This is a genomic window from Pseudomonas sp. SIMBA_067, assembly GCF_046534675.1.
Lineage (GTDB): Bacteria > Pseudomonadota > Gammaproteobacteria > Pseudomonadales > Pseudomonadaceae > Aquipseudomonas > Aquipseudomonas putida.
Genome location: NZ_JAWRYH010000998.1, coordinates 1 through 249 on the forward strand (window position 1 = coordinate 1; position 249 = coordinate 249).

1 protein-coding gene is annotated in these 249 nt (G+C 57.4%); it reads right to left on the minus strand.

The features are described 5' to 3' along the window. Window positions 1-17: 17 nt before the first annotated feature. On the minus strand, window positions 18-249 hold a 232-nt coding region (hisG, locus tag SB765_RS32215; protein WP_410932840.1), incomplete at its 5' end, for an ATP phosphoribosyltransferase.

Here is a 249-nt window from a genome sequence, read left to right on the forward strand (position 1 = left end):
GTAGAAAAGGCCATGGCTTACTCCATCATCTTCTCAATAGGCAGCACCAGAATCGAACTGGCACCCAACGCTTTCAGTTTTTCCATGGTTTCCCAGAACAGGGTTTCGCTGCTGACCATGTGCATCGCCACGCGGCTGACATCGCCTGCCAGCGGCAGCACGGTCGGGCGCTCTGCGCCAGGCAGCAGGCTGATCACTTCTTCCAGACGCTCACTCGGCGCGTGCAGCATGATGTACTTCGATTCACGC